This window comes from Gillisia sp. JM1, assembly GCF_000424645.1.
Taxonomy (GTDB): Bacteria; Bacteroidota; Bacteroidia; order Flavobacteriales; family Flavobacteriaceae; genus Gillisia.
Map to the genome: position 1 here is coordinate 1,370,073 of NZ_KE384218.1, position 23,628 is coordinate 1,393,700.

At 31.2% G+C, this 23,628-nt stretch carries 21 protein-coding genes; all 21 read left to right on the plus strand.

Going from position 1 to position 23,628, the window contains the following annotated elements; genetic code table 11:
• Positions 1-171: 171 nt before the first annotated feature.
• The 21 genes from H033_RS0109400 (at position 172) to H033_RS0109510 (ending at position 23,418) form a co-directional block, all read left to right on the plus strand.
• Entirely contained in the window at positions 172-1,602 is a 1,431-nt protein-coding gene (locus H033_RS0109400; protein ID WP_026838097.1) for a hypothetical protein, read from the plus strand.
• 1 nt (position 1,603) lies between these two features.
• Positions 1,604-2,842, plus strand: coding sequence for a glycosyltransferase family 4 protein (locus H033_RS0109405; RefSeq protein ID WP_026838098.1), 1,239 nt, complete (start codon positions 1,604-1,606; stop codon positions 2,840-2,842).
• 333 nt (positions 2,843-3,175) lie between these two features.
• Positions 3,176-4,321 carry a glycosyltransferase family 4 protein gene (locus H033_RS0109410; RefSeq protein WP_026838099.1) on the plus strand — a complete coding sequence of 382 codons (1,146 nt, stop codon included), beginning with the start codon at positions 3,176-3,178 and terminating at the stop codon, positions 4,319-4,321.
• A gap of 1 nt (position 4,322) precedes the next feature.
• The gene (locus H033_RS0109415; RefSeq protein WP_026838100.1) at positions 4,323-5,411 is read left to right on the plus strand and encodes a glycosyltransferase; all 1,089 of its coding nucleotides are present in this window, start codon (positions 4,323-4,325) and stop codon (positions 5,409-5,411) included.
• On the plus strand, positions 5,411-6,229 hold the full coding sequence (locus H033_RS0109420) for a glycosyltransferase (protein ID WP_026838101.1): 819 nt from the start codon (positions 5,411-5,413) through the stop codon (positions 6,227-6,229). The genes H033_RS0109415 and H033_RS0109420 overlap by 1 nt, the downstream gene beginning before the upstream one ends.
• 15 nt (positions 6,230-6,244) lie before the next feature.
• Positions 6,245-7,369: a glycosyltransferase gene (locus tag H033_RS0109425; protein ID WP_026838102.1), complete on the plus strand. Its 1,125-nt coding sequence runs from the start codon at positions 6,245-6,247 to the stop codon at positions 7,367-7,369.
• 295 nt (positions 7,370-7,664) lie between these two features.
• Positions 7,665-8,609, plus strand: a complete 945-nt coding sequence (locus tag H033_RS20950; RefSeq protein WP_051227855.1) for a GNAT family N-acetyltransferase — start codon at positions 7,665-7,667, stop codon at positions 8,607-8,609.
• 100 nt (positions 8,610-8,709) lie between these two features.
• Complete coding sequence (locus tag H033_RS0109435; RefSeq protein WP_231367585.1) at positions 8,710-9,810, plus strand: hypothetical protein; 1,101 nt, start codon at positions 8,710-8,712, stop codon at positions 9,808-9,810.
• Between the two features lie 280 nt (positions 9,811-10,090).
• Positions 10,091-11,062 (plus strand): polysaccharide deacetylase family protein, encoded by a 972-nt coding sequence (locus H033_RS0109440; RefSeq protein ID WP_026838104.1) that lies wholly within the window; start codon positions 10,091-10,093, stop codon positions 11,060-11,062.
• 61 nt (positions 11,063-11,123) lie between these two features.
• A complete protein-coding gene (asnB, locus tag H033_RS0109445; RefSeq protein WP_026838105.1) occupies positions 11,124-13,031 on the plus strand; it encodes an asparagine synthase (glutamine-hydrolyzing) in 1,908 nt (635 codons plus the stop codon).
• 234 nt (positions 13,032-13,265) lie between these two features.
• Complete coding sequence (locus H033_RS0109450; protein WP_026838106.1) at positions 13,266-14,495, plus strand: hypothetical protein; 1,230 nt, start codon at positions 13,266-13,268, stop codon at positions 14,493-14,495.
• A gap of 7 nt (positions 14,496-14,502) precedes the next feature.
• Positions 14,503-15,552 carry an N-acetylneuraminate synthase family protein gene (locus tag H033_RS0109455; protein ID WP_026838107.1) on the plus strand — a complete coding sequence of 350 codons (1,050 nt, stop codon included), beginning with the start codon at positions 14,503-14,505 and terminating at the stop codon, positions 15,550-15,552.
• Positions 15,553-15,725: 173 nt separating this feature from the next.
• Positions 15,726-16,241, plus strand: a complete 516-nt coding sequence (locus tag H033_RS0109460; protein WP_026838108.1) for a KdsC family phosphatase — start codon at positions 15,726-15,728, stop codon at positions 16,239-16,241.
• Positions 16,231-16,956 carry a cytidylyltransferase domain-containing protein gene (locus tag H033_RS0109465; RefSeq protein WP_026838109.1) on the plus strand — a complete coding sequence of 242 codons (726 nt, stop codon included), beginning with the start codon at positions 16,231-16,233 and terminating at the stop codon, positions 16,954-16,956. Before H033_RS0109460 ends, H033_RS0109465 begins: the two co-directional genes overlap by 11 nt.
• Before the next feature lie 477 nt (positions 16,957-17,433).
• Complete coding sequence (locus H033_RS0109480; protein ID WP_034886178.1) at positions 17,434-18,897, plus strand: hypothetical protein; 1,464 nt, start codon at positions 17,434-17,436, stop codon at positions 18,895-18,897.
• A gap of 34 nt (positions 18,898-18,931) precedes the next feature.
• On the plus strand, positions 18,932-19,249 hold the full coding sequence (locus H033_RS0109485) for a glycosyltransferase (protein WP_026838111.1): 318 nt from the start codon (positions 18,932-18,934) through the stop codon (positions 19,247-19,249).
• 227 nt (positions 19,250-19,476) lie between these two features.
• Positions 19,477-19,815, plus strand: a complete 339-nt coding sequence (locus H033_RS0109490) for a hypothetical protein (RefSeq protein WP_155827766.1) — start codon at positions 19,477-19,479, stop codon at positions 19,813-19,815.
• Between the two features lie 27 nt (positions 19,816-19,842).
• Positions 19,843-21,396 carry an aldolase catalytic domain-containing protein gene (locus H033_RS0109495; RefSeq protein WP_026838113.1) on the plus strand — a complete coding sequence of 518 codons (1,554 nt, stop codon included), beginning with the start codon at positions 19,843-19,845 and terminating at the stop codon, positions 21,394-21,396.
• Position 21,397: 1 nt separating this feature from the next.
• Positions 21,398-22,084 (plus strand): cytidylyltransferase domain-containing protein, encoded by a 687-nt coding sequence (locus tag H033_RS0109500; protein ID WP_026838114.1) that lies wholly within the window; start codon positions 21,398-21,400, stop codon positions 22,082-22,084.
• On the plus strand, positions 22,065-22,694 hold the full coding sequence (locus H033_RS0109505; RefSeq protein ID WP_026838115.1) for an HAD family hydrolase: 630 nt from the start codon (positions 22,065-22,067) through the stop codon (positions 22,692-22,694). Before H033_RS0109500 ends, H033_RS0109505 begins: the two co-directional genes overlap by 20 nt.
• A 22-nt stretch (positions 22,695-22,716) precedes the next feature.
• The gene (locus H033_RS0109510; RefSeq protein WP_231367586.1) at positions 22,717-23,418 is read left to right on the plus strand and encodes a glycosyltransferase family 29 protein; all 702 of its coding nucleotides are present in this window, start codon (positions 22,717-22,719) and stop codon (positions 23,416-23,418) included.
• Positions 23,419-23,628 lie beyond the last annotated feature (210 nt).

Here is a 23,628-nt window from a genome sequence, read left to right on the forward strand (position 1 = left end):
AATTTCTTATAGCTAGGTTCTAATTATGATTGATTGTTTTTTTTATATAAGGATTAATATTTGAAACTGCCTATTATCTCTATTTACTAACTGCAAAAATCATTTAGAAAAGAAAATAGAAATGAAGTGAGGGCTAAATTTTTACTACTTTAAATTTTAAAACATATATTAATGAACATATTAATTTTTTCAACATTTCATCTCCCTCCACTTTTTATAGGTTTAAATTTAGAACTTATTCAAAGAAATATCGATCTGGGGAACACGGTTTACTTGGTAGATTGTAATAGTTCATTTTCTGAATGCGGTTTTAACACAACTAAGCTAAAATACATGTGTGAAATTTGTAAATACCGTGAAAATGAAGGCTTAAAACATATAGACGGAAATATTAAGAGGTTTTCACTAAACAAAATTATAACTGTTCAAGATAGAGAAGTTGCTAAGGATTTTATAAGTGAAATTGTTACTATAAAGAAAGATCTTCGCTATATGGATTTTGAAGTTGGTGAGGCGGTGTTTTCTTCCTATATTTCAAAGACCCGGAATAGTGAATTAGTTTCTGATACAGATCAACCAATTCTCAAGAAGTTAACTTTTAACTCTATTTTGATTTATGAAAGTATTAAGAGGTTTATTGATGAATATAATATTGATGAATTAGCTTTATTTAATGGCAGATGGGATTATTACAGAGCTGCATTAACAGCAGCTCGTGAGAAAAATTTGAATATAGAGGTATTTGAAAATTATAGGGTAGGGGGTTATATGGAATTATTTGGTGATAATCTGCCTCATGGGATTAAAAATAAAAATGATATCATAGAAGAATTTTGGAATAGTGCAACAGATGTAGTAGAGAGGCAAAATTTAGCTGATTCTTTCTTTCATAATAAAAGATCTGGTGACTTTACTATAAGTAAAAGTTTTACAGAAAAACAATTGAAAGGCAAACTTCCTGCTTCATTCGACAAGAACAAGAGGACGTTTGTTTTATTCAATAGCTCAGATGATGAATTCGCTGCTGTAGGAAAAGAATATGATAATCCATATTTTAGTGACCAAACTTCGGGAATTTTGTTTATCGTCGACTATTTTAAAAACAAAACCGATTGTCAGTTGATAATTAGAATGCATCCAAATTTACAGGGATTAAAGCGGCCCTATCTGGATCCTCTTTATAATTTGAAAAATTTATTTGATAACATTCATTTAGTCAAACCTGAAGATGATATTGATACTTATAACTTAGTGGATGTAGCAGAAAAAGTATTAGTATTTAATAGCACCATAGGATTAGAAGCAAGCTTTTGGGGGAAACCTGTAATTCTTTTAGGTAAAAGTTTATATGTAAATAATGTAGTATATATTCCAAAAGACAAGGCGGATATATTACAATTATTTGAATCAAATTTAACTCCCTTACATAAAGATAATGCAAGAAAATATGGTTATTATTTTACTAAAGGTGGAGTAAAAACCAAATACTACAATAACAAAAAGAATGGTGATATTTTTTTTAAAAATTCATCGTTAACTAATTTACCTATTTGGTTTAAGGTTTACTATAAGACCTTAAAATTATTTAAAGTTAAAAACTGATATGAATAAAAAAATTGGGTTATTTATTGTTCCTAGAAGTAGTTATGGATGGAGAGGTAATGAAGCTGGTTGGATCACTGCATCTGGTTGGGCATCTGCAGCAGAACAACTTTGGGGCGATGTAATTGTTGCAACTTCCGATGGAATGTTTACCCCGCAGGAATCTAGATTATTTCCTCGTGGGAATGATATAAAATCCTTACCAAATCCTAATGGTAAAATAATAAGAAAGTTCCTTCCTGAATTTTTTATTACGGCCTATAAAGACTGGGAATTGAAGAAATCTAAACCGAAAACCTGGCCCATCGAAAAAAGTTCAGAAATCATAGAAAAGGATGTTAAATTAATTTGGGAAAGGCATGATTTGTTTGCTGGACCAGGGAAAAGATTAGCAACTAAACTTAATGTCCCTTTTGTAATATCTGTGGAAGCTCTAGCAGTTTGGGAAGCAGAGAAGTGGGGTGTAAAAAGACCTTTATGGGGAAAATGGCTGGAAAAATATGTGGAAGCCAAGTCCTTAAAGAGTGCAGATCTGGTTTGTTGTGTTTCACAGGAGGTTAAGGATAAGGTTTTAGAAATGGGAGTGCAGGAAGATAAGGTAGTTGTAACTCCTAATAGAGTTGATGGATCTCTTTTTAATCCCGATATAGATGGTTCTGAAATTGAAGAAAAGTATAATTTAAAAGGAAAAAAAGTTTTAGGTTGGACAGGTAGCTTTAGAGGTTTTCATGCCATAGATACTATTGTAGATGCTTTTGAGATACTTCATGAAAAATATCCTGAAACAGTTTTAATGTTGGTTGGTGATGGTAATGAGTTTGATAAAATAAAGAAATTGGTTGATTATAAGAATTTATCACATTCTGTTATCATGCCAGGTAAAAAAGCTTTTGTGGATATTCCTAAATATGTTGCTAATTTTCATATCTCTTTGGTGAGTGCAAGATCTTCCGAAGGATTCCATTATTCACCTTTAAAACTTAGGGAATATATGGGTGCAGGAAAAGCTGTAATTGCACCAAATGCTGGGGATTTGCCATATATATTTAATGATGGATCCGATTTATTATTATACGAAGCGGGTAATTACGAAAGTTTAGCAAAGAATATTTTAATACTAATGGACAATCCGGAATTACATACGAAATTAGTTGAGAATTCAAAAGCTTGGTTTAACAGAGAAGGCTCTTGGACTCATGAATTAAAAAGAGTTTGTGATATCCTTAAAATCGAATATTAATTGAATATCCAACAACCAAAAATATTTTATATAAGGCTTAAAAATTATAATTCTCGAAAATTTTTCAAATAATTCAGAAACTTAAATTAGGTACAGAAATATTTGCTAGTCAATTATGAAATCATTTAAAGAAGTTAGGTCATCGAATCTTATATGGTTCTGATTTTATAAACCGCTTTAATGAAATTATTAATAATTATTCCGAGAAATAATACTGGTTTGATTTGACTTTAAACCATAACCAAGTTAAGTCAAGAGAAAACGTAACAAAAATTAAATAATGATTTTATTTATACAAAGTTTTTTTACTTCGTCGTATAATATAGTTATTAGATGAAAATATTATTATTAATAAATTCCTTATATACTGGTGGTTCTGAATTTTCATCCCTGTCTTTATATGGTTGGTTAAAGGAAAAGCATAATGTTGAAATTAAAGTGGTTTGTTTGAAGAAAGCAAATCCAGAGTTCAATTTTAATGAATTTGGAATTAAAGAAGTTATTATATTACAAGAAAGTTCTTTTCTTTCCAAGCTCAAGGAATTAAAATCACTTGTTTTAGAATTTGAACCTAATATCTTACATTCAGTACTTTTTGAGGCAAATATTTTAGGAAGATTTTTACGATTTAACACTAAAAATATTATTCATGTTGAGAGTTTAGTCACTGAAATGTACTCTGATTTTAAATTAAATGATCCGCATATAAATAGAATGAAATTAGAATTTTATAGATTGCTCGATTTTATTACTCAGATTAAAGGTGTAGATCATTACCATGCTAATGGTTATTCAGTTGCAAATCATTATAAACAGAAATTAAATATTGGTAACTCAAGAATGTCAGTTATAACTAGAGGGAGAAAAAGAAATGAATATCTTCAAAATTTTAAAAAAATTGATCAAATCAGAAATGAATTTGGAGCTGGAGATAAAATTATTTTAATCAATGTAGCTCGTCACGATTTTCAAAAAGCGCAAGATGTTTTGATTGAAGCAATAGTTCAGTTGAATGAATTTCATGATAAATTCCTTCTTTTGTTGGTTGGAAGGCCAGGACAATTAACTTCAACAATAATAAAAAAAATAGAGAATTTTAATCTTCAAGATTCTGTAAGAATATTAGGTCACAGATCCGACGTTAATGAACTATTAGCTGCTAGTGATATTTTTTTATTTCCTTCTCGATTTGAGGGATTATCTGGAGCTTTAATAGAAGCTGAAGCAGCGGGATTACCAATAATATGCTCAGACATTTCCAATAATCTTGAAGTGATTGAAAACAACGTAAATGCAATTACTTTTAAAGTGGATGATGCTAAAGATTTATCATCGAAAATTAAAAATCTAATTTTGAACTTAGAGAAACGAAAAAGTATGGGTGAAAATAGTCTGAAAATATATAATGATAAATTTAGAATTGATCAAGCTCATGAACGCATGCACGGAATGTTCAAAATATTAATTAATAATAATTAAATTGAGAATATTACAACTTATCCAAAAACCGCAACTTAGAGGAGCTGAAATTTTTGCTTGTCAGTTGTCTAATCATTTAGAGAGAATGGGCAATCAGGTTATTGTAGTAAGCATTTATCAGGGCGATGCAGATTTACCTTTTTTAGGAAAAATAATTAATTTAAATAGGTCCATTAGTCAAAGATTTTTTGATTTTAAAGGTTGGAAAGCATTTAATAAGATTATTAAAGATTTTAAACCAGATATAGTACAAGCTAATGCTGCAGATACTTTGAAATTTGCTGTTTCTTCCAAAAAGATATTTTCCTGGTCTCAACCCATCATCTACAGGAATGCTAATAAAATGGGTGATTTCATTACTTCGAAATTCAAATATTTATTGAATAAGTATTATATCTCAAAAGTGGATTACGTTATTTCAGTTAGTAAGGAATGTGAATTAGATTTTATAAAAATATTTGGGTTTCCTACAAATAAAATATCTACCGTAGAAATAGGTGTTGAAGAAAAACAAGTAGGAAAAAAACCAATAGATCTTGTTGATATTTTTGATATAGGTCCTGTGATAACACATATCGGCGGATTTGTGCCAGAAAAAAATCATATAGGATTAATGAGAATAATGGAACCTCTAATTAAAAAAAAGCCATCTTTTCAAATTCTGTTATTAGGGAAAGGTGAATTGGAAGATTCTGTAAAAGAATTGGTTTTTAAAATGGGTATTCAAAATAACGTACATTTTTTAGGATATAGGGCAGATGTTTTAGAAATCATATCTAATTCCAAAGCTTTTGTTTTGCCAAGTCTGATAGAGGGATTACCTGCCGTAATATTAGAGTCAATGTACTGTGAAACTCCTGTTGTATCTTATAACGTTGGGGGCATAGGGGAAGTGGTTATAAATAATAAAACTGGTTGGATATTTGAAAAGAATGATGAGCAAAATTTTAGGAAAGCGATAGATGAAATACTAACCTCAAACAGTACTATTTTATCTGAAGTCACAAATGCTAAAGAACTTGTAACTGAAAAATTTCTAAATACGCAAATAACTAAAAGATTCTCAAATGTTTATGAATCCATTTTGTGATGGATAATCATATCAAGGTATTTGCAGTAGTTGTTACTTATAAAAGGTCTGAAATTTTAGAGGAATGCCTAACAAGTCTTTTAGAAAATTCTTCCTATAAAATTCATCATCTTTTTGTTGTGATAAATGATTTTGAACAAAGTACTTTAGATGTTGTTAATCAATTTATACTCAAATTTCCTTCTAAATTGTCTTACAAAAGGTATAATAATCTAGGACCCGCTGGTGGATTTTATTATGGTTTGGAAAACTTTTTAGAAAGTGATTCCGATTATGTTTGGTTACTCGATGATGATATTTTTCCAGATAGAGATTGTTTAAAAGAATTATTAGAATGTTCAAAAACCTATCCTTATATTATTCCGACCGTATTTGATACCGAAGGCAAAAAAGTTGTTGCTTTTGGCTGGTGGGGAGTATTACTTGCACACTCTTTAGTGAAAAAAGTGGGACTTCCAATAAAAGAATTTTTTTACTGGAAGGAAGACACAGAGTATCTGCAAAATAGAATGATAAGGAAATTTAGTGTTATCCCTCATAGATCTGAAATGGCTCATGTTATTCATGGACATATAAATAAGTCTAAAAAACCTTCATGGTATTATTATTATACAGTAAGAAATACGATTTATTATCGAACAAAAATTTTTCCATTTAATAATAAAGGTAGAATTTTTCTTTTGAAGACATATTCTGGACTGATCTTTTCAATTATTTTCAAGGAGAGACAAAAAATAAAAAAATTTTCTTTATTAGTCTTAGGAACCAAAGATGGTATAATTGGAAAAATAGGGAAATATGATGCTCTACATAAGTGAATTTAAAATTAATAGATGAAAAAAATTAAAATTCTTCATATAATAAAATCATTGGGTCGTGGAGGAGCTGAGACATTACTGCCTGAAACACTTAAACTTCATGATAAGGAGAAGTTTGAGTTTCATTATATCTATTTTCTGCCGTGGAAGAATCAAATGGTTGATGTTATAGAAAATGAAGGAGGTCATGTGACATGTCTTTCATCCAGCAATAATTTTAAATTGTTACAAAAGCACCCTGAAGTAATTAATTATTGTAAAAAGTATGCAATTGATGTAATACATTGTCATTTGCCTTGGTCGGGATTTTTAGGGAGAATAGTTTATTCAAAAACTAAGATCCCTGTTGTTTATACAGAGCATAACATTCAAGAACGTTATCATTTTCTTACAAAAAGGCTCAACAAATTGAGTTTTAATAAGCAAAGCTTAGCTCTAGGTGTTTCAGAGGATGTAACAAGATCAATTAAAGAAAACATTAAGCCTTTTATTGCCGTTCAAACCTTACTCAATGGCGTAAATATCCAAAAATTTAAGAGAAATATTGCTAAGGGCAATATTTTAAGAGATAAATTTAATATTTCTTATGATGCTATAGTAATTGGTAATATTGCTGTTTTTAGGGAACAAAAAAGCCTTCCAGACTGGTTGCATGCCTTTAAAATTATAAGCGATAAGGCAGAGAATGTTTTTGGTGTTTTGGTTGGAGCTGGACCCTTAGAAGAGGAAGTTAAAAAACTTGTCAAGGATTTAGACTTAGAAGAAAAGGTTTTTCTTCCAGGTCTGCAAACCGATACCGTTTCCTATTTCTCTGTAATGGATATTTTTATGATGAGCTCAGCATTCGAAGGTTTACCTATTGCGTTATTAGAAGCAATGAGCATGAACTGTGCTATTGTTTCCACTAAAGCAGGAGGTGTAATGGAAGTAATTCGAGAAAACGAAGATGGAATCCTTTGTGAGGTTGGCAATGTTGAAGAACTGTCGAATGCCGCTTTGAAACTCATCAATAATGCTAAAGAAAGGGTAAATTTACAGGAAGCAGCCAGACTGAGAGTGGAATCTGAATTCAGCCTTGAAAATATGGTAGAGAAGTTGGAAGAATGTTATTTAGAAGTTTTGAATAAAGTGAAAGAGTGAAGAGTAAAAAAGAGTGAAAGAGTAACAAAGTGCAGAAGTGAAGGAGTAACGGGGTAATGAAGTGAAAGAGTGAAAAAGTGAATGAGTGACAAAGTGAAGAAGTAACGCAGTAATGAAGTGACCCAGTAACGAAGTGAAAAAGTAACTAAGTGATGAAGTAACAAATTGACAAAAAAAGATAACCACAACATTACAGCGTCACTGCGTTACAGCATCGCAACTTTTCAACATCACAGCATCACAACGTCACAATTTAACGAATCCCCAATTAACGAATCAACGAAATAACTTAACCATGATAATTAGAGAAGCTTCTGAAGAAGATACACCAGAAATTGTAGAGGTTCTTAAATTGAGTTTAGGTGAACAGGATCTCCCTCTTTCTGAGTCTATTTGGAATTTTAAACATGTTGAAAATCCTTTTGGTAAATCATTAGTTTTTGTAGCTGAGGAAGATAATAATATTGTTGGAGTTAGAGCTTTTATGAGATGGGAATGGAAATTAGAAGATAAAATTTATAATACTTTTAGAGCCGTTGATACGGCAACACATCCTGACCATCAAGGGAAGGGTATTTTCAAGAAATTAACTCTTAAAGCTGTCGAAGTTGCAAAAGAAAACGGAGATAATTTTATATTTAATACTCCGAATGACCAGAGTAGACCGGGATATTTAAAAATGGGATGGGAGTCGGTAAACAAATTAAAGGTTGCTTTGAGACCTGCTTATAATTCATTTTGGAAGTTTGGAGACAACACTATTGATTATTCAATAAAACTTAATTGTAGTAGAGGAAAAGTCGAACACTTATGTGTCGAATGGAATAAAGAATATGGGAGTAGCAAAACCCTATTCACTCCTAAATCGGCTGAATTCCTATTTTGGAGATATGAGAATAACCCTCTGCAACAGTATGAAGTATTTGCTAATGACAGAGTTTATTTAGCTGCATATATAAAAATAAGAAAAGGATTAAAAGAGCTCAGAATTTCAGAGTGTATCTGTAATGAAAACTCGAAATCAGAAATCATCAAAATAGTTAAATCCTTATCTAAAAAATTTGGAGCTCAGGTTATCTCCTATTCTCCAGAATTATTGGATTTAAAAGGAAACTTAATAAATTCGAATATCGGTCCGATATTAACTCTGAAACACCTTAATTTGAATAAAGAGGAAATAATGCAGTTTAAGGAAATTAATAATTGGAGTTATTCTTTAGGGGATCTAGAATTATTTTAAAATGCTGGGAGTACTATTTTTAATCATTTTATTTTTTGGGCTGAATCAAATATTTTATTCTGTCTTTCAGAAGAGGCATGCTTTTTTTGATAAGAAAAAGATGAATTTATTATATCTCTACCATTTGGTTTTTTTTGGGATCTATTTATGGTATGCTTATAATAACGCATCTGACTCCAAGAATTATTTTATTCAAATATCTAATTTTGAAGGTTCATGGTTTGAATTATTTGGTACTGATACTGCCTTTATTAATTTTTTATCCTTTCCATTATATAAAATTGGATTTAACTATGAAATGATCATGCTTACTTTCTCATGGTTTGGATATTTAGGTTTTATTTATGCTTATCTCTTTATACGGGAAAAGATTCCGATTAAAATTACAGTATTCAAAAGAGTTGATCTTTTAACACTTATTTTATTTTTTCCAAATATGCATTTTTGGACTGCTTCATTAGGTAAAGGGAGTGCTATTTTTTTAGGTTTAATGATGTTTACTTATGCTATTGTAAACCCTAAATCTAGAATTTATCTACTATTATTAGGTTCTATAATAATTTTTTATATCAGGCCTCATGTTTTCATGTTTGTTGCAGTGGGTGCAATATTGGGATATATGAGTGGTAAGGAGAAGATCCCTTTTTGGCAGAAGCTTATGGTTTTTGTGGTTATGATAGGTGCTTTGGTTTTACTCCAAGATAAAATTTTAGGGGTTATGAATTTGCAGAATTCAGAGAACTTAATTGAAGATTTTGAAGCCGCGGCCGAGAAGAATGCTGAAGATTTAAGTTCCGCTGGCTCCGGGGTAGATATGAATTCGTATCCCATACCACTCAAACTTTTTACCTTTTGGTTTAGACCGTTATTTGTAGACGCTCCGAATATTTTAGGACTTATCACATCTGTTGAAAATCTTTTATATTTATTGTTATTCTTTAAAATTTGGAAAAAAGACTTTATTAAATTCATTATAAAATCACCTGCAATGGTAAAAATGAGTTTAGTCATATTCTTTACAACATCACTAGCAATGACCTTTGTAATGTCAAATTTAGGAATCATTATGCGACAGAAAACTATGGTTATGTACTTCCTGTTTTTTGTAATTTATTATTATCTGGCAGAAAAGAAGTATAATAATATTTTGCGTTTGAGAAAGTTGAAACGTGCAAGGGAATTGGAGTCTGTGACGCTGTGATGAAGTGACGCTGTGATGAAGTGACTGGGTTACTGGGTGAAGGGAGACGAGGGGACTTGGGGAAAATGGGACTTGGTGAAGTTGAGAAATGGTGATGAAGAGACCCTGTGATGAAGTAATATTGTGTTATTTGGGATAAAAAACATAAAACTGACAACTGACAACTGACAACTGAAAACTGAGAACCGAAAACAGATAACAGATAACCGTTAACTGAAAACAGAAAATAGAAAAACATTCTTCTCCCCCCTTCGGGGGGAGGGGGGAAACAAATCAACGAATGAACGAATCAACGAACGGCTATTTGGTAATTTCTCTAGATTTTGAATTGATTTGGGGTGTATTTGATACAGTCGAAATAGCGCAGAAATCAGAATATTTTTTGAATACAAGAAAAGTAATTCCAAAGATTTTAAAATTATTTTCAGATTCTTCAATCCATGCAACATGGGCGAGTGTTGGAATGCTCTTTAACGATGATTGGGCAGAATGGGTCCAAAATGCTACCAAAGTAAAACCTGAGTATGCAAATTCCATGCTGTCTTCTTATGACTATGGCGATTCTATTAAAAATATTGGATATAGAGATCTTTGCTTTGCACCTGAGATAATCTTGGAGATAAGCAATACAATAGGACAGGAAATGGCAACTCATACCTATTCTCATTATTATTGTTTAGAAGAAGGGCAAGGAAAAGAATCATTTCGGCAGGATTTGGTAAAAGCAATCGAAGTGGCATCCAAAATGGGAATTGAATTAAAGTCTTTAGTCTTTCCTAGAAACCAAATCAGAAAAGAATATCTAGAGATATGCTCTGAACTGGGAATTTTAAATGTGAGATCCAATCCAGATTCGTGGTATTGGAATGATACAAGTTCTAGTGGTCTAACTACTAAAATAGCAAGAACTGCCGATGCATATATAGATCTAGGCAAAAAAATGTATTCCTACTCAGATTTGAAAAGTACTAATGGATTACCATTAGAGCAAAAAGCTAGTAGGTTTTTAAGGCCAGTAGAATTCAATTCGTTTTTGAGAAAATTAAAAATTAGGAGGATAAAAAAAGAAATGTCTTACGCAGCCAAAAAAGGTGAAATCTATCATCTTTGGTGGCATCCTCATAATTTTGGAGATCAGCCTGAAGAAAGTATTAAAGACTTATCCAAAATTATAAAACATTTCAAATTTCTGAGATCTAAATATAACTTTCAATCATTAAATATGTTGGAATTAGGAGACACTGTTATTTAATATTTCATTAGATATTTTCAGAAACAACTTTAATTATCTTTACAAGCTTAAAATAGATTATATGTGCGGAATAAACGGAGTCTTACTTAAAGGTAAAAATGAGACTGAAAATATAAGTAAGATCTTGTCTAAAATGAATATGGAAATAATCCATAGGGGTCCAGATCAGGATGGTTTTTTTGTTAAGGATACAGATGAGTATGCATTAGGTTTTGCCATGAGGAGATTGTCTATTATAGATCTTAGCACTGGTAAACAACCCATGTTTTCTGAAGACGGAAAGATCTGTATCGTTTTTAATGGCGAAATATATAATTATCTTAAACTTAAAGACAGTCTACTTGAGAAGGCTGTAAAGTTCCACACTACTTCGGATACTGAGGTTATTCTTCGTCTTTATGAGAATTTTGGCACTCAGGCATTTGCTATGTTGGATGGAATGTTCGCTTTTAGTATTTATGATCAAAATAAAAACAAGATCTTTATTGCAAGGGACTATTTTGGTGAAAAGCCATTATATTATACCCCAAATAAGGGAAATCTTATTTGGGGATCTGAACTGAAATCGATTATATCTGTTATTGGCCAAAAGCCCGAAATTTCTAAACAAGGTTTAAATTTATATTTTCAACTTACCTATATCCCTGCTCCATACACCATATATAGTAACATTCATAAACTGGAAGCCAATCATTATTTGGAGATCAATTGTAATGATCAGTCTTATAATATTGTGGAAATAGATCAGAACTTTAAAAAGAATGTTGATCCTAATATCTCTTTCGAAGAAGCAAAATCCACAACCCATACCCTTATTAATGAAAGTGTGTCGTCCCGCTCAATTGCAGATGTTCCATTAGGCACTTTTTTATCTGGGGGAGTAGATTCTTCTATAGTCTCTTTAGCGCTATCAAAACAGACCAATTCTAATATAGATACCTTCTCAGTAGGTTTTGATAAAAAATCTTTTGATGAGTCAGATAAGGCTAGAACTGTTGCAAATATTATCAATAGCAATCATCATGAATTTATAATATCTGTTGATGATCTTAAAAGTAATATAGATGATATTCTGCTAAATTTTGATGAGCCTTTCGCAGATTCTTCTTCTTTACCAACCTACTTGGTCGCACACAAAACCAGGCAACATGTTAAAGTAGCTTTAACTGGTGATGGAGGTGATGAAGTATTTGGTGGTTACAATAAGTACTACATGGGTAAATTAAATGCAAAATATTCATCCTTAGTTCCCGAAGTTGCGCATTCCACATTTAAAAAAATACTTAATCCAATTCTTTCAACAAAAGATGATAAGCGAGGTAAAAGATTTAAAGCAAAAAAGCTATTAAATGCTATTAATTATAATGATGAATTCTATTATAATATTATCTCATTAGCGTATCAAAAGCGCGAAGTTGAAGGCATTCTTAAAGCAAATAATTTTATTGATGATTCTCTCCAATATTATAAAAATAAGATAGGCAAGAATAATAATACACTTACCGATTTTAGAAATATTGACAAAATTATTAGTCTGGAAGGTGATATGCTGGTTAAAGTAGATCGTACTAGTATGTTGACTTCTTTAGAAAGTAGAGCTCCTTTTTTAAACAAAGAAATCTGGAATTTTACGTCTCAGCTTCCGGAAGATTATTTAATGAAAGGTTGGAATAAGAAATATCTTTTAAAGGACTCTTTCAAACAATATTTTCCTGATCAATTTTTAGATAAATCAAAGAAAGGATTTGGAGTTCCCGTTGGAGATTGGTTACGTGGGTATCTTTCTAATGAATTGAGATCTTATACAGAAACAGAATTTTTGATGAAACAAGATATTTTTAATGTAGCTGAAATTTCACAAATAGTCGAGAAACATCTTTCGGGTAAGGAAGATAATACTTTTAAAGTTTGGACTTTCTTTTGCTTCCAAAAATGGTATAAACAGACTTATGAGAGAATACCTTCATAAATTTGAATTTATAATAAGTCATTTATATGTAAAGAATCCACACTTTTGTGTGGATTCTTACTTTTTAAACCTTAGGTAAAGTGGTGTTTTTTTGATTCTTCACAATCTATTTTTCGTCCTTAGGTGATGTAAACACATAGAATTCAAGTCTTAAATTTAAGCTTTCTTCTGTTTATAATAGCACATCTCTGTTTTGGCTTTTAAGTTGCATATCTAATATTAGGAATATTAATTATGCATCTGGAAACCGGACTTATATTGGATATGATTGGAGGCTTATTAATGGTGCCCTTTCTCTATCTGTTAACACAATTAATTTTTAATAGACTTGAAAAGAAGCATTCGTTTTTTAGCAGGAAACTGATGAATAGATTATTCTGTTATCATATGTTCTTTGGAATTATATATTATGCTTATGCATTTATTAATCCTTCAGATTCTCACAAATATTTCACCTGGCCGCAAAATGCATCTAAAGAATGGTTAGACTTTTTTGGAACAGAAACCACTTTTATAAACTTCATTTCATATCCTTTTATCAATGGATTTGGCTTTAGTTACGAGATGATGATGATGTTATATGCTTGGTTTGGTTTTCTAGGATTTGTCTATGCATATCTTTTCTTCAAAGAGAATATAACTCTTGAAGTAAAAGTTTTCAAACACATAGATTTACTAACTTTGATTCTTTTCTTACCTAATATGCATTTTTGGACTGCATCAATGGGAAAAGGAGCAATCATATTTCTGGGTTTAATGCTTTTTGCATATTCCATTAAGAATCCGAAATCAAGAGTCGTAGGCTTATTAGTAGGTTCTTTTTTGGTGTTTTATATTAGACCTCATGTGTTTTTACTATTAACTGTGGGAGGATTAATCGGGTTTTTATTCGGTAAGGATTCAATTTCTTGGAAAAAAAAGGCCCTTATTGGTCTTAGTATTATAGTTGGTCTATTCTTAATTCATGATAAAATCTTAGCGGTTGTACACTTAAATAATTCTCAGGACATGTTGGCCGATTTTATTAAGTTTACAACCCAAAGATCACATGATCTAGATAATGCCGGTTCAGGTGTGAACATGGCAGGTTATTCTTTGCCAGAGAAAATTTTCACTTTTTGGTTTAGACCGCTATTTTTTGATGCTCCAGGAATATTAGGTGTTATTGTATCTGCAGAAAATTTAATATACTTACTGCTTTTCTTAAAGATATTGAAAATTGATTTTTTGAAATTTTTGAGGAACGCTCCCGTAAATGTTAGAATGAGTTTAGTATTATTTCTGTTAACCTCATTTGCGATGACTTTTGTAATGTCTAACTTGGGAATAATTATTAGGCAAAAATCTATGGTGATGTATTTCTTATTTTTCGTAATCTATTATTATCTTGCTCACGAAAAAACTTTGTCAATTAAATTGAACTTAACACCTTCAAATAAGACTAATTTGGCAAAGGCAGCCTAAACTCCTTATGGAACAATCTACATATTTAATAGGCGAAATCGGGCAGAATCATAATGGCTCGGCAGAACTGGCTAAGTTGATTATAGATGTGGCTGCTCGCCCAGCTGTGGACGATCTTTTTGGTCACAAACTTATTGGGATGAATGCTATTAAGTTAACCAAAAGAGATCTTGACTACGAACTCTCTAATAGTGCATTTTCCAAGCCTTACAACAGTATTCACTCTTTCGGTAAGACCTATGGGGAACATAGAAATGCTTTAGAGCTTTCTAATGAAGAGCATTTTAAAATTTATCAATATGCTAAAAGTAAAGGTTTAGAAGTTGTAGAAACCCTTTGCGCGCCAAGCTGTTTAAGTATACTTAATTATTTTAAGCCGGATAAGTTAAAGGTTGCATCCCGTGATTTAACAAATCTTCCTTTGTTAGATGCATTAGCCCAAACAAAAATCCCAATGATTCTCTCAACAGGAATGGGAGGTAAGGAGGAATTGGATACAGCTTTGAACACTATATCTAAATATCACAATAATATATCTATCCTCCATTGTGTTTCTGAATATCCAACAAATCCAATTCATGTAAATTTACAATCAATTTCATATTTAAAATCTCATTATCCTGATTATAACATAGGCTATTCAGATCATACTATCGGTATCTCTACTCCGGTGGCAGCTGTGGCTATGGGCGCTAAAATTATCGAAAAGCATTTAACACTAGATAGAAAGATGAAAGGGACAGATCAAGCCGGTTCGCTGGGAATAGATGGTTGCTGGAGAATGGTTAGAGATATAAGACTTTTAGAATTATCAATGGGGCTTGAGGATATTTTTATAGAACCTGCGGTAAAAGAAGCTAAAACAAAATTAGAACGTTCTTTAGCCGTAAATAAATACTTATCAAAAGGTCACACAATTAGTGAAGCTGATCTACAGCTTTTATCTCCAGGGGATGGGTTTAAATGGACAGAAAGAAATGAAATACTCGGAAAAAAATTAAAAAAAGATATTGGTACAAATGAGATTATTTATCCTGATTTTTTACAGGATATTTAGCTTTAAGTAAAATCAAGAAAACATCCCTTTTGAAAGAAGAGTCTAAATTCCTTTAGGAATTTTGACGGAGGATTTTATTGTGGAAAACAAACCTCCTTAATATAAAATATTTATCTTCATCAACTAAAGATATTTTATGTCATCAATTAAAAGCACAACACTCACCTCATAGGATGAAGAATATAAAACTAATTGTATCTGATATAGATGGAGTCTGGACCGACGGTTCTTTTTATTATACAATAGAAGGTGACTCGGTGCGAAAATTCACAACCAAAGACAGTTATGGGGCAGCCTTAGCTAAAATTTCGAAAATCCCTGTTTTAATTCTTTCCGGTGAAGAAAACCCCATGGTTAAAAAACGGATGAAAAAACTCGGGTTAAAACACGTGAAGCTCGGAGTCAAAAATAAATTTGGAACCCTGGCGGATTTTTGCAAGAACAAAAAAATAAAATTGACTGAAGTAGCCTTCCTGGGAGACGATATGAACGATTTTCACCTTGTTGGAAGGCTGGGGTTTTTTGCTTGTCCTTCAGATGCTTATCCTCTCATCCGGGAAAATGCAGACAAAATTCTTTTAACAGCCGGTGGCAATGGGTGTTTTAGGGAATTTGTAGAATATATACTGCAGCAGCAGGGTAATCTGGAATCGGCTTATAAAATATACCTTTCTCAAAATGGGGAATAAACGCGCTGTCATAGTTCAGGCAAGGATGTCCAGCAGTCGTTTTCCCGGCAAAAGCCTAAAGCTGATAGGGAATAAACCTTTGATATATTATGTTGTAAAAAGGCTCGAACTAACAGGTCTCCCTGTAATTGTTGCCACCAGTACTGATGCTTCAGACGATATTTTGACGGAATATCTCAAAGGTCAAAATATTAAAGTATTCCGCGGAAGCCTTTTAAATGTGCTAAATCGATATATAGCTGCTGCAGAAGCATACGGAGTAGAAAAGATAGTTCGTGTAACAGCCGATAATCCTTTGGTTGATATTGTCGCATTAAAGAGATCATTGAGCTTATTTGAAAAATATGATTATGTGGATGGTATTTATCAGGATGGCTTAATAAAAGGTACCGGATTTGAACTTGTTAGTTTAAAAGAATTGAAATCTATTAAATCCAATAATCCACATCATTTAGAACATTTAACCGCCGCACTTAGGGAAAACATATCTAAAAACCCTTGGTATAAAAAATTACAGGTTCCCCATTACCATCAGTTTATCGATAAAATTGTACTGACCTGTGATTATACCTCTGATTTGGAATTACTGATAAGAATTTTTAAGGCTTCAGATTATTCAGTTACCATAACAATTCAGGATGTTTTAAGATTCTACCTTGAAAATCCTGGGATTTTTCAAATAAATGCACACTTGCATCAAAATCAAGACACTTAATATTTTTGTTCAAGTTGAATTATTTGTGATTCTATCTTTTGTTTTAAGCTAACATTATGAACCTCTTCATAAATATTGTTTATTATATTAGTAAATTTGAAAACTTCTATAAATTTTCTATGGATCAAAAAAAAATATTAAAGAATTAATGCTCCTATTTATTATTATATTGTATATCCGCTTTTAGTCATATAGTTCTTTCGTCACCCTGAATTTATTTCAGGGTCCAATTTATTATGCTAATTATTAGTGTTCTAAGATTCTGAAACTTACGAAGTATCAGGAAAGAATGACGCGTTTTATCAGTTTATGATACTTTACGAACAATTAAATTATTATTATAGATCCATCAGGATTCCTATAATTTTGGCTTTATCCGTTCCTTTGGTGAAAACTTTTAAAAGTCTTTTAGAACCTATTAGAAAGAGGTATTGTTTAATTTTAAAATCTGAGAATTTCAAAAGTTAAAATCATAGAATGAATATATTAATCGCTTCAGTATTCAGTATTGACAGTTATTCCCGGGGTATTATGCCCGATGTGCTGCAAAGCCAAATAGACAAATATCCCGATGCAACTATCTACTACTTAAGCTGTTCCAATACATTTGATGTTTGCTATTTCAATATTAATAAAGAACCAGATATTTGTTATAGATGTAAAGAAGGTGTTTCTAACACCTTAAAGCTAATTGATGGTAATTTTCAAGGTATCAAATTATCCGATTTAATAACAGATGAGGATAGAAGAATTGCAGAAGAGTTTTTTCATAATAATTCAAAAATTGATTTTGATCTTATTTATGATAATTTTGAAATAGGAGCAGCAACTTTGTCTACCTATATTTCACGAACTCGTGATAGAGACTTGATAAATATTGAGCAGGAATTTGTAAAGGAATTAGCGTATAATGCTTTGACAATCTACTTGGGTGTAAAGAGATTTTTAGCTGATGAAAATATAGATATTGTTTATAATTTTAATGGTAGGCAAGATTATGTTAGAGCGATATTAAGGGCAACAATTGCGAATGCTAAAGATTGCATTAATGTTGAGAGAGCTAGGTTAGGAGGTTTCATTGAAACTTATAAAAATATATTACCTCATAATATTCTTAATAAATGGGAATTAGTTCAAGAGTGTTGGGATAACTCAAACCTTAGTAACCAAGAGAAAATTAAGATTGGTTCCGAATTTTTCGAAAGACAAAGATCTGGCGAGAGTATAATTTTCCCATCATATACCAGAGAAATGAAGAAGGGTTCTTTACCCAATAATATTTTCAATGGCAATAAAAATATAGTTCTTTTCAATAGTTCTGATGATGAATTTGCTGCTCTAGGTACAGAATATGATAACCCATATTTTAAAGATCAAATGGAAGCCCTTCAGGCATTAACAGATCATGTAGGTAGGTCGCTTCCTTTGTATAATTTAATAATAAGAATGCATCCTAATCTAAAAGGGGTGAAACATGAATTTGTTACGAGAATTTTAGGATTAAATAGATCATACCCTAATATCTTTGTAATTGCTCCAGAAAGTCCAACAGATAGTTACGAGTTAATAGGAGTTGCAGATAAGGTTATAAGTTTTGGGTCCACAACGGGTCTGGAAGCAAATTACCAGGGGAAGCCCGTAATTTTATTAGGAAAAGGCCTTTACTACTATTCTAATGTTGCTTATATTCCAAACGATTGGTCCGAAATTCAGGAATTACTCAAGTCGGACTTAGTGGCTAAATCCAAACAAGACACTATAAAATTTGGATTCTATTTCTTGACAGGTGGGAAGAAAACTAAGTACTATTTTGAAGATAATTCAGGTAAGGGAATATTCTTTAAAAATGTTAGAGTTCATTATTACACGTATGCACAGAGATTCAAATCTAAATTGATACAAATTGCATATAACTTTTTTAAACTAAGAATTAAGCTTTAAAAGGATGAGAAATTAGAAATTTGCTGCGTTTGTAATGATCTATGAGTGTTCAGAAATAATTTTAAATACCATAAATAAGCTCCAGTCTCAAACATTCCCTCCAGAGGTAATTTTAATCGTAGATAACAGTAATTCTAATTTAACTAAGGAAGTTATTCAAGGTCAAGGATTTCAGGATGTAATATATCATCAAGTTGGCTACAATAGCGGACCCGCCGGTGCTGCCTATTATGGACTTAAAGAATTAACTCGATTAGGATATGACTGGATCTACTGGGGAGATGATGACAATCCTCCCAGAGATCGGCATGAATTTGAGGATTTATTTACGGGAATTGAAAAATTAACTTAGAGTAATTTTAAATTAGGAGTTATAGTTGAGAAGGGCGGCAAATTTAATACTTCAACTGGGAGAATTAGTTCCTTATCAAATTCTGAGCTAAGGAAAAATAGATATTTAGAAGTAGATTCAATACCCGGCGGGCACACCATCATCGTTAATTCTCAAGTAATAAAAGATGGTATTCTTCCGGATCCGGAATTTTTTTTGGATTCGAGGAATTCGACTTTTGCTTGAAAGTGAAAAAGGGAGGTTATAAATTATTTATTGAGGCAGCAAAATGGCACAAAATTAGAGCATTAGCTAATAATGCTTCTATAGATTATCAATGGAAAAACACTAATTTAGGAATTTACAAATTATTAAAAAGAGAGTACTATAGCACTAGAAATCTTTTAAGAATCTATTATAAACATCATTTTTATACATCTTTTATAATTCTTGTGGCTAAATCTTTGGGGAAAATGATATATGGATTTAGATTTGGTATAAACTATGGATCAATTTTTTTAAAAAAAAAGTTTGCTTTAAGAGACTTTATTAAAAACCAATATGGAGAGCTAAAAGAATCTTCCTAACTTTAGAGTCCCTTAAATGAATAATAAATGTTGAACGAAAATACAACTGATTTACAGTTATTAGATTGTACACTACGAGATGGTGGCTATTATACCAATTGGGATTTTGAGGCCAATTTAGTTGATGAATATTTTAAGGAAATAAATCAGCTGCCTATAGATTATGTTGAGGTTGGCTATAGATCTAAGAGGAGTGGTTCTTATGAAGGGGCTTATTATTATTTGCCAGATTTTATTTTAAATGAATGTCAAGAAAAATGCAATAAGAAACTAGCTATAATTCTGAATGAGAAGGAGGTAGAAATTAAAGATCTAAAATCACTTCTTGAACCATGTAAGGGAATAATTTCTTTGGTAAGAATAGCGGTAGCACCAATTAACTTAGACCGAGCTATTAAACTTTCTAAAGAAATCAAAGAACTAGGCTTTGAAATAGGATTTAATTTGATGTATGCTTCAAAATGGGAAAGTTACTCCTTATATAATAACGAGCTTAGTCGTATTAATGATGTTGCAGATTATTTTTATGTTGTAGATAGTTTTGGAGGTTTATATCCATTCGATGTTGAAAAAATTTTCACTAAAATAAAGAAGTATATTACAATACCAATCGGGTTTCATGCACATAATAATTTAGAACTAGCTCTTATTAATACTTTAACCGCTATTAAAAATGGAGCTCAAATTGTTGATAGTACTGTATTGGGAATGGGGAGAGGAGCAGGAAATTTAAAAACAGAATTAATTTTAACGCTCCTAAACAAACAAAATAAATTACCAGTAAATTTTGATGCTCTTTTCAATTTGAACAAATCATTTCAAGATTTAAAAGAAAAATATAATTGGGGAATCAATTTGCCTTATATGATTTCCGGTGCCTTCTCAATGCCGCAAGACACTGTGATGTCTAAAATTAAGAAAAGATATTATTCTCTTAATTCAATTATTAAGGAGAATGTTTCAACAAAGCAAACTGCTAATTCCTACCCACAAGATTTTCCTATTTTCAAACCAAGTAAAACTTATACATCTATACTCATTGTAGGTGGTGGCAAATCTCCACTAAAGAATAAAAAGGCTCATCAGGAATTCTTGAAGCAGAACCCAGATATTGCAATAGTTTTTGTGAGTTCAAAGAATATCCAAGTGTTTTCAAATATTGCCAATTATCAATTTCACTGTTTAATAGGTAAAGAAGGGCAAAGGTTAGAGAAAATGATTAGTTTGGAAGAGCTCTCAAATAAAACCTTTATTATTCCTCAGACAAATACTTATTTAGAAAGTTATGTGCCGTATAATATAAAAGAATATACTCGGATAATTAAGAAAGTTGATTTTGAAAATAACTTAAAGGAATCTGCTACAGCACTTGCTTTTCAAATTGGATTTGATTTAAAAGTGGAAAAAGTTTATTTAACCGGTTATGATGGTTATTCAGAGAATATACAAAAAGAAGAGCTGGAATTATTTGAAGAAAATCATTTAATTTTTGATTATGCAAGAAGTAAAGGAATTAGTTTATATTCTTTAACTCCTACACAATATAATATAAAATCTAAATCTATTTATTCTTTACTGTAATATGTCTATAAGCTTATTTTTACCTGTTAGGGCTGGAAGTGAAAGAGTTAAGAATAAAAATATGCGTTCTTTTGCAGGCATTAAAAATGGGGTGTTTGAATTGAAATTAAATCAGTTAGAAAATTTACATTCTGTAGATGAGGTTATTATTTCAAGTAATGATAGTAAATGTTTGGAAATTGCAGAAACTTATAAGAATAGAATAGAAAATTTAGTTATTGATGAGCGACCGGATCATTTAGGATCTTCTTCAACTAAATTGGAGGATTTAATTTTGCATGTTGCCCACCTTAGTTCATGTGAGAATATATTATGGACACATGCAACAAATCCGTTATTTACTGCTCAAAATTATATGAATGCTATAGAGGTATATCTGCATCAGAAGAAAAACGGCTTTGATTCATTGGTTTCTGGTCATATTATTAAAGATTTCCTGTTAGATAAAGAGTCTAATAGAATTGTAAATAATACAAGCAATCTTAAATGGCCTCGTACGCAAGATTTGACAGATCTGTTCGCTATTAACAATGCCGTTTTCATAGCAAATAGAGAAAGATATTTACTGGGTGAGAGATTGGGTATTAAACCTTATTACCTGGAAATCGATAAAATATCGTCATTAGATATAGATTATGAAGAGGATTTTTTAATCGCAGAAGCAGTTTATGAAAAACTTAAAAGATAGAAAGGCCATTTGTTGGGATTTTGATGGTGTAATAATTGATTCTATGCCGATAAGGGAGATAGGTTTTAGAGAAGTACTCTCCAATTATCCAAAAGCTGAAGTGGATAAATTAATTGATTATCACACTAAAAATGCGGGTCTTTCTAGGTATGTTAAATTTGAGTATTTTTTCAAGAATATTCGGCTAGAATCCAATACAGAAACAAAGGAAGCTGAACTTGCCAAACAGTTCTCTGATATTATGAAAAAGATGCTTATTAATAAAGACCTATTGATTATTGAAGTAATAAATTTTATCAAAAAAAATCTCCAAATAAAGATGCATATCGTTTCCGGTTCTGATGGGGAAGAATTAAACTATCTATGTGAAAAATTGGGTATTAAATTCTTATTCAAATCTATTGAAGGTTCACCTACACCTAAAATTGATCTTGTTAGAGGCTTGATGAATAATTTTAATTATAATAAGAATGAAGTTTGTTTGATAGGTGATTCCATAAATGATTATCAGGCTGCATTTGAAAATGATATAGATTTTATGGGATACAATAATGAAGAATTAAAAATATTGAATAAAAATTATATAGTTAGTTTTAATGAAATTGATTAAAACCTTAAAGGGTCTTTATTTCATGATTCAATCCTTAAAGATCTTTAAGGCTAACGAATCATTTAAAAATAAACGTATTGCAATCGTGGGTGCGGCAGATTCTACTTTTAACGAGAGAAATGGCACTTATATTGATAGTTTTGATATTGTAATAAGAGTGAATAAGGCACCATATAGCCTTGATGAGGGCAAGATCCCTTTTCTCGGGTCTAAGATAAATTATCTTTTTCATAGTTTTCACGAGAATAATTTTAGTGGAGGAGGACCAATAGATTGGGAACTCTATAATAGATTAGGTATAGAAAAGCTTATTAATCCTAATAGGTCATTTAAAGGATTAGTAACCCATTTAAATTTTTACAAAAGACATCTTCAGAATAAAACAACCTATATCATTGCACGAAAGAATTATAAATTAATTACAAATGGGTTAGAAGGTTATATCCCTACCATCGGTTTTTCTGCTTTAATGCTACTTCTAAATTCAGATTGTAAAGAATTATATATTACAGGCTTTACATTTTTTAGAACGCCTTATGCAGTGGGGTATCGGGATGAGCTATTAAATATGAAAACCAATAAAGATCATATTAGTAAACAAGGAATACATAATCCTGAATTGGAATTTAAACTCTTTAAAAAAGCACTTTATACTTCCAAACCAAAAAAAGTTATCTTTGACACTGAACTTAATAAAATAATAGGCATTAGTTCTACTCTATGAAATTCTTGTATTACTCAACTTCATACTATGCAAATCACGGCGGAAGTATCCAGTCTATAGAATTTTTTAAGCAATTAAGTAGTCATGAGGATATTACGGAAAAGGCTATTTTTCCAATAACCAAGCGAAACTGAGACTTTAGTAAAGAGCATAAGTTTTCTTTAAGAACATATTTGAGGAAAATACCCTTATTTCAAGTTTTATTTTTTT

What these genes read in the sequence shown, in the direction of transcription:
- H033_RS0109405 (WP_026838098.1), top strand. Translation starts at nt 1,604, where the DNA reads ATGAATAAAAAAATTGGGTTATTTATTGTTCCTAGAAGTAGTTATGGA.
- H033_RS0109420 (WP_026838101.1), top strand. Translation starts at nt 5,411, where the DNA reads ATGGATAATCATATCAAGGTATTTGCAGTAGTTGTTACTTATAAAAGG.
- H033_RS0109400 (WP_026838097.1), top strand. Translation starts at nt 172, where the DNA reads ATGAACATATTAATTTTTTCAACATTTCATCTCCCTCCACTTTTTATA.
- H033_RS0109455 (WP_026838107.1), top strand. Translation starts at nt 14,503, where the DNA reads ATGGAACAATCTACATATTTAATAGGCGAAATCGGGCAGAATCATAAT.
- H033_RS20950 (WP_051227855.1), top strand. Translation starts at nt 7,665, where the DNA reads ATGATAATTAGAGAAGCTTCTGAAGAAGATACACCAGAAATTGTAGAG.
- H033_RS0109485 (WP_026838111.1), top strand. Translation starts at nt 18,932, where the DNA reads ATGATCTATGAGTGTTCAGAAATAATTTTAAATACCATAAATAAGCTC.
- H033_RS0109510 (WP_231367586.1), top strand. Translation starts at nt 22,717, where the DNA reads ATGATTCAATCCTTAAAGATCTTTAAGGCTAACGAATCATTTAAAAAT.
- asnB (WP_026838105.1), top strand. Translation starts at nt 11,124, where the DNA reads ATGTGCGGAATAAACGGAGTCTTACTTAAAGGTAAAAATGAGACTGAA.
- H033_RS0109480 (WP_034886178.1), top strand. Translation starts at nt 17,434, where the DNA reads ATGAATATATTAATCGCTTCAGTATTCAGTATTGACAGTTATTCCCGG.
- H033_RS0109425 (WP_026838102.1), top strand. Translation starts at nt 6,245, where the DNA reads ATGAAAAAAATTAAAATTCTTCATATAATAAAATCATTGGGTCGTGGA.
- H033_RS0109465 (WP_026838109.1), top strand. Translation starts at nt 16,231, where the DNA reads ATGGGGAATAAACGCGCTGTCATAGTTCAGGCAAGGATGTCCAGCAGT.
- H033_RS0109500 (WP_026838114.1), top strand. Translation starts at nt 21,398, where the DNA reads ATGTCTATAAGCTTATTTTTACCTGTTAGGGCTGGAAGTGAAAGAGTT.
- H033_RS0109435 (WP_231367585.1), top strand. Translation starts at nt 8,710, where the DNA reads ATGAATTTATTATATCTCTACCATTTGGTTTTTTTTGGGATCTATTTA.
- H033_RS0109450 (WP_026838106.1), top strand. Translation starts at nt 13,266, where the DNA reads ATGCATCTGGAAACCGGACTTATATTGGATATGATTGGAGGCTTATTA.
- H033_RS0109505 (WP_026838115.1), top strand. Translation starts at nt 22,065, where the DNA reads ATGAAAAACTTAAAAGATAGAAAGGCCATTTGTTGGGATTTTGATGGT.
- H033_RS0109440 (WP_026838104.1), top strand. Translation starts at nt 10,091, where the DNA reads ATGAACGAATCAACGAACGGCTATTTGGTAATTTCTCTAGATTTTGAA.
- H033_RS0109495 (WP_026838113.1), top strand. Translation starts at nt 19,843, where the DNA reads ATGTTGAACGAAAATACAACTGATTTACAGTTATTAGATTGTACACTA.
- H033_RS0109410 (WP_026838099.1), top strand. Translation starts at nt 3,176, where the DNA reads ATGAAAATATTATTATTAATAAATTCCTTATATACTGGTGGTTCTGAA.
- H033_RS0109460 (WP_026838108.1), top strand. Translation starts at nt 15,726, where the DNA reads ATGAAGAATATAAAACTAATTGTATCTGATATAGATGGAGTCTGGACC.